Consider the following 6312-nt stretch of genomic DNA (forward strand, 5'->3'; position numbering starts at 1 on the left):
TTAGAGAAAAACTATTGTTTTTTAGGAATAACGTTCCTGATTCCACTTTTATTAGAGACAGTATCACCTTTGTAGCGAGGGATAATATGAATACTGGCGTGCATAATATTTTGACCTGCGGCTCGATTGATATTTATTCCTACATTAAAGCCATCAGGTTGAAATTCTGCTTTGAGAATTTCTTGTACTTTGTTCACCATAAACCAGCAAGCGGATTGTTCTTTAAATGGTAGCTCAAAATAATTGCTAACATGACGTTTAGGAATAATTAAAATATGTCCTTTACTTATAGGATAGCCATCAAAGATAGCGTAAGCACTTGCTGATTCAGTTAATAAGTTTAGATTTTTACGAGGATTACAAAATATACAATAATTAGATGAATTTCGCTGATGGTTATAGTGAACATACTCATATAGTTCCCGATGTTCATCTAAGAAAATTGAAGGAAAGGGAAGTTTGACAATGCATTGATATGTTGGTTTTTTATGGATATAATGCTCTCTAAAACCTTCTTTTTTGATATCCCTTCTTATAGCGTAATAAGCTTTACCTCCTGGTTTTAACAAATGTGATATTTCCATAAGAACATTAGCTTGTCCTTCAGGAAATAAAACATTTAAAACATAAAAGCAAATTATTGTATCGAATTTATTATCAGGATATTCTGGACAATAATAAGGATCATAGCCTGTAATATCACAACCTTTTTGGCGCAATATTTTAACATCATTACCAAAGCCACAACCAAAGTCTAGTATTTTGCCTTGTAAAAGGTTTTGATTTAATAAAAGCTGTGCAGGAAATGATAGATAATTTCTTTCGATCGCAGTAAGATAGCTGAATTGATTTTTTTGCTGTTTCATGGAATTTTTGGTGCTGATGTCCCAAAATTATTATTCCCAGCATCCCTTGAGTTTATGCGATGTCTACGAAGGGCTATGACGCTCGTCCGCCCTTGGCGTCTCCCCTTCTCCCAAAGGGAGAGGCTAGCGCAAAGGGAGAAGACTCGCTAACGCAACGCTTACGGCGTCGCATCAGGGTCAATACCTAGCTCACGTAACTTAGCTGCTAATATATCAGCACGTCGGCGTTCCTGTTCAGCACGTTGGCGTTCTTGTTCAGCACGTTGGCGTTCTTGTTGGGCTTGTTCGCTACTCCATAACAGCAAATTTCCTTCTGTATCCCACCAGCGCAGCCAATTCATAGTTTGGCATAATCTTTCACCTTGCCAAATTCCGAGAAATAACTCTAACTCAGGAATCCAGTAACGTCCATTAGCGTCTGCTTGCTGCAAAGTATATTGTCCATTTTGTAAGCACCGTATTTCTAGACTGGGTTCGTAAGGATCGTAGGTTACGTAGGTGGGAACTTGGAGAATCTTTTCGTAATAATAGAGTTTACCGTAGGGTGGAGTTGAGCGGACTGATAGTTCTCCACCTTCTGTGTCTGAGAGAAATTCCATCACTACAGCGACAGCAGCGCCTTCTAAATTGGGGGTATAGCTGCGACGAACTACATTTGTTCCCACAGACTGTACTTGAGGTACGTAAAACCAATCTGGGGCTTTAACGACAATTTTTTTGTTGACTGTGGCTACAAGACCAAAATTAGAGCCAATCAGCATCTGGGGTTGGATGCGTGCTGTGCTTCCCAAACCATCGGTAAGCGCAGCAGCGATCGCGGGTTGTTGAATATTTTCCACTGGATCGTCTGGTAAAATGAAGTCGGCTGGAAGTGCTTCCCAAGTAACAATTGGTTCTTTTTGGATGGGGTTAACTTGTAGAACCATAAAATTACTCCTAATATCCATGCACAGTATATAATTATTTTTAACAAATCTTCGGTCAGTAGTGCTTTTAAGCTTAAAGGTAAAAAAAATGTTCGTGTTAATTATAGTTTTCAGCGATCGCTAACCTTAAAAAAACATAAAAATTTATCCAAAATATTCTTAGTAATATATTATACTTCTGAGATATTTTGTTAAACTTAGCTAAAAAAATTTAGATGCTAGAGTTTTTAATCGCTTGGGGTGTTGCTAACGTCGCAGGTTTTATTTTTAAACCAATTCTAGAAAAAATTGCGAATTTAGCTATAGATGCTTTAGAAGATTACGTTAAAGATTTCTTTAGTGTTTGTATTAAAGACAAAGTTGATCTAGCTAAAGAAATTTCTTTGAAGAATGCTTTCGGTAAAGCTCTGAAAGAATTTTTAGGATTGGTACAGCAGGAACTAGAAGATAATGAAATCGAAGGAGATGAAATCAATAGTTATCAAGCTTCATTAGATAATTTTGTTCTTAATGCAGACGTTCTTAAACAACTGGGTAAACCTTTTCAAAAAGCATTAGGGGTTACTACATCAGAAATTGATAATCAAACTATTGATGCTGGAATACTAATACAGGCTTGGAATAATCTTAATTTAAGAACTTTACCAGCAGATTTTAATTGGCAGCAGCTTATCAAACGATATGTTAAAAAAATCGATTATATCTTACAAGATTCTGACGAATTAAGGAAACTATTAGATTCACAAAATCTGTCAAGAATGCGAGAAAGTTTAGAACAACTTACCCCTGTTTTACCAGATTTTGATTTCCATCGTTATCAATTAGGGTTGCTTACTGCTTATAGCAAACTCAGGCTGGAAAGTTTGGACACTAGCGGATGTAATTACAGCCTCGATTTATGGAATATATTTGTGCCGCAAAATGTATGTGAGCAGTTAGCGACACCAGCAACTAACGTTTCAGTTTTGAATATACTTAATGACTCGAAAAAAAATTATAAGTACACTGTTATATTAGGAAATCCTGGTTCTGGTAAATCTACTCTAGCCCAATATAGGGCATTAGAATGGGCAAGGACAACAATTAATTCCTTAAACATCCAAGAATTACCCTTATTGATTGAATTACGCAACTATATTGAAAATCGTAAAAATTCGCAATGCCACAATTTTTTGGAGTATTTCGAGAGAGCAAGTGGTGTACTTGGCGGAACTCTTAATCAAAAAGAATTAGAACAATGGCTGAAAACTCAGCAAACAATGGTGATATTTGATGGCTTGGATGAGGTACTCGAACCAGGAGAAAGGGAAAATGTGGTTATTGATATTATTAACTTTGTTACAACCTATGACAAAGCACGAGTTTTAGTTACATCTAGGGTAGTTGGTTACGAGCAGCAGCGTCATCGATTTAGAGATGCAAATTTTCGTCACTTCATGTTGCAAGATTTAGAACAGGAGCAAATTGAGGGATTTATTACTCAATGGCATAAATTAGCTTTTGCAGATCAACATGAAGGAAATACAAAACGCGATCGCTTATTAAAGTGTATCGAAAATTCTCGCACATTTAGAGAATTAGCGGGTAATCCTCTGCTGCTGACAATGATGGCAATTTTGAATCGACATGAGGAATTGCCAAGGGATAGAGCAACTCTTTATGAACACGCATCAGAGGTGTTATTGCACAAGTGGGATGCAGAGAGAAAATATCTACCAGACCAGACCAGATTAGAATATTACGACAAAAAAGAAATGTTGCGTAAAATTGCTTACAAAATGCAATCAGATGCAAATTTTATCGGCAATAGTTTAGTTATCAGTAAAAATGCGTTAGAAACAATTCTGACTGAATATTTAAAAGCTAAAGAAATTAATGAACCTTATTTACAAGCTAAGTCATTACGCGAACAGCTAACAAATCGTAGTTTTATATTGTGTTTTCTCGGAGGAGATACTTATGGCTTTGTGCATCGAACTTTTTTAGAATATTTTTGTGCTTCGCATTTTATTTGCGAATATGAACATGAACGTACTATATCTTTGGATGAACTGAAACAAAGAGTTTTTGTTCAACGATGGACAGATGCGGCTTGGCGTGAGGTGATCATTTTAATTACTGGCAAAATTCATCAAAGGTTTGCTGCGGAACTTATAGATTGTTTAGCAGAACAAAATGGACAAGAACATGGTTTTGAGAATTTATTGCTTGCAGCAGAATGTCTGCAAAATCTGAGAACTCGTTCTTTGATTAGAGAAACAGACCAAAGACTGCTTGACAAAATTAAAAATTTGCTTAAAACTCAACCAGAGGTTACAGATGAAGTGCGTCAAAGGGCTATTGGGATTATTAAAGATACTTGGAAAGATGACTCGTAAACATTACTGTGGTTGCAAGCGTTAGCTCAGTAATAGGTTGTTTGAAAAGTATTTTACTGTGACTTTAGACACTTTCAAATCCCTCCTAGCCTTAAAAAGGGGGGAACCGGAATTAAAGCCCTGCTTTTTAAGGGGGGTTGGGGGGATCGATAACGTTTTGCTACCAACAAGAGGACTTTTCAAACATCCTCTAAAATAGAGTTAGAGATATGGAGTTAGGCTATTGATGCTAGACTGGCTAGTTGTTTGGGGAGTCACAAATGCATTCGGGTTTGTCTTTAAGACTCTCCTAGAGAAACTGGCGCGAGAAGATTTAAAAAAATATACCCAAAACTTTTTCGCTCAAATTCTGCGAAATTTTCCTTCTGATATAGGAATTCGACAGAAAGAAAGGTTAGAAATTGTTTTTGGCCAAGCTTTGAAAGAATTTTTGTTGCAGGTTCAGCAGCAATTAGAAGATGCAGAATTGTCTGAAGCAGAACTCAAGCAGTATATTGACTCGTTACAGCAGTTCATTCATCAAGAAGCTGCATTATTGGAATTAGGAAAGCCATTTTTACCAGATGCGATACCCGATGCTGATACTTTAGCTGCAATTTGGGATGAATTAAAATTACTTCCGCTACCTGCTGATTTTAACTGGCAAAGTTTAACCAGACGATATACTAAAAAAATTAAGGCAATTCTGCGAGAATCCGATGAATTAGATTTCATCCTAAATGCTCAAAATATTGCAGTCATCCAGCAAAACATCCAAGAAATTGCTGGGATTGTACCTGATTTTGAATTGATGCGTTATCGTGCAGAAATTCAAAAAGTTTATGGACATTTGAGGCTCGATTCCTTTGATACTTCAGGTTACAGTTACAGCTTAAAGTTATGGAATATGTTTGTAGCTCAAAATGTGCGTGAGGTGAATGAAGCCTTACCACAAGTTTATGAGTTACCCAAAGAACATCTGGAACGGCTTCAAAGAAGTGGACAAGTCGAAGAAGATTTTGATATTCAGCCAGAAATTTTAGAACAATACAAAAGGTCTTACGCTCAACAATCTAGCCGTTCTGTATTAGAAGTAATTGACGAATCACAAACTGGCAAATATTTAGTAATTTTAGGCGATCCTGGTTCTGGTAAGTCTAGTTTATTGCAATATTTAACATTACAATGGGCAGAAACTCCAATTCAGGATATATCATCATTATCAATTCCCTTGCTGATTGAACTCCGCACTTATGTACGAAGTCGAGATAATCAAGAATGCCGGGATTTTCTAGAGTTTTTTCAGCAAGGAAGCGGGTTTATTTGTTCTCTGAATCAATATCAACTTGATAGTTTGCTCAAAACTGGCAAGGCATTTGTAATGTTTGATGGGTTAGATGAGGTATTTGAACCAAGTAAACGAGAAAAAGCTATTACAGATATTATTAATTTCACTCATAACTATCCCTTAGTACGAGTGCTAGTGACTTCTCGCGTCATTGGTTATCAGCCTCAAAGATTGCGAGATATTAGCTTTCGGCATTTTATGCTGCAAGATTTAGAACTAGAACAGATTCAGGAGTTTATTAACCGTTGGCACAATTTTGCTTTTAGTGACCCCTTAGAAAAGCAAAGAAAAAAAGAACGCTTAGAAAGAGCAATTCAAGATTATCCAGCAATTCGCCAACTTGCTGTTAATCCTTTGCTGCTAACAATGATGGCAATTCTCAATCGCAATCAAGAACTACCAAGAGATAGATCAGAACTCTATAGCCAAGCGTCACGAGTGCTGTTGCAGCAATGGGATTTAGAAAAACTTTTGATTCAGGTAGAATCGGCGACTATTGATTATAAAGATAAACAAGGGATGTTACGTCAAGTTGCTTACAGGATGCAAACCAGTGAAAAAGGTTTAGCAGGCAACTTGATTAATAAGGATGATTTAGAAAATATTTTAATTGACTATTTATATAGTATAGAAGTTCATCAAGGACAAAAAATAGCCCAATTGATCATTGAGCAACTCCGAGAGCGCAATTTTATTTTATGTTTCTTGGGTGCAGATTACTATGCCTTTGTGCATCGGACATTTTTAGAATATTTCTGTGCTTGGGAGTATGTCTGGCAGTTTGAGAAGGAACGCAGTATTACAATTGAGTTTCT

At 36.5% G+C, this 6312-nt stretch carries 4 protein-coding genes; 2 read left to right on the forward strand and 2 right to left on the reverse strand.

Annotation, left to right across the window (positions count from 1 at the left end; translation table 11 throughout):
• Positions 1-11: 11 nt before the first annotated feature.
• Both VE944_RS26060 and VE944_RS26065 read right to left on the reverse strand, forming a co-directional pair.
• The gene (locus VE944_RS26060) at positions 12-866 is read right to left on the reverse strand and encodes a bifunctional class I SAM-dependent methyltransferase/HIT family protein (protein WP_324983984.1); all 855 of its coding nucleotides are present in this window, start codon (positions 864-866) and stop codon (positions 12-14) included.
• A gap of 158 nt (positions 867-1024) precedes the next feature.
• Complete coding sequence (locus tag VE944_RS26065; RefSeq protein ID WP_324983987.1) at positions 1025-1792, reverse strand: Uma2 family endonuclease; 768 nt, start codon at positions 1790-1792, stop codon at positions 1025-1027.
• Positions 1793-2007: 215 nt separating this feature from the next.
• On the opposite strand from VE944_RS26065, the gene VE944_RS26070 reads away from it, so the two are divergent.
• The gene (locus tag VE944_RS26070) at positions 2008-4170 is read left to right on the forward strand and encodes an NACHT domain-containing protein (protein ID WP_324983990.1); all 2163 of its coding nucleotides are present in this window, start codon (positions 2008-2010) and stop codon (positions 4168-4170) included.
• 226 nt (positions 4171-4396) lie between these two features.
• Positions 4397-6312: NACHT domain-containing protein (locus VE944_RS26075; protein WP_324983992.1), on the forward strand; the 1916-nt coding region annotated here is incomplete at its 3' end.

This window comes from Nostoc sp. (assembly GCF_035638895.1).
GTDB lineage: Bacteria > Cyanobacteriota > Cyanobacteriia > Cyanobacteriales > Nostocaceae > Nostoc.

Coding starts and splice junctions, on each gene's coding strand:
- VE944_RS26060 (WP_324983984.1), bottom strand. CDS start 866: ATGAAACAGCAAAAAAATCAATTCAGCTATCTTACTGCGATCGAAAGA.
- VE944_RS26065 (WP_324983987.1), bottom strand. CDS start 1,792: ATGGTTCTACAAGTTAACCCCATCCAAAAAGAACCAATTGTTACTTGG.
- VE944_RS26070 (WP_324983990.1), top strand. CDS start 2,008: ATGCTAGAGTTTTTAATCGCTTGGGGTGTTGCTAACGTCGCAGGTTTT.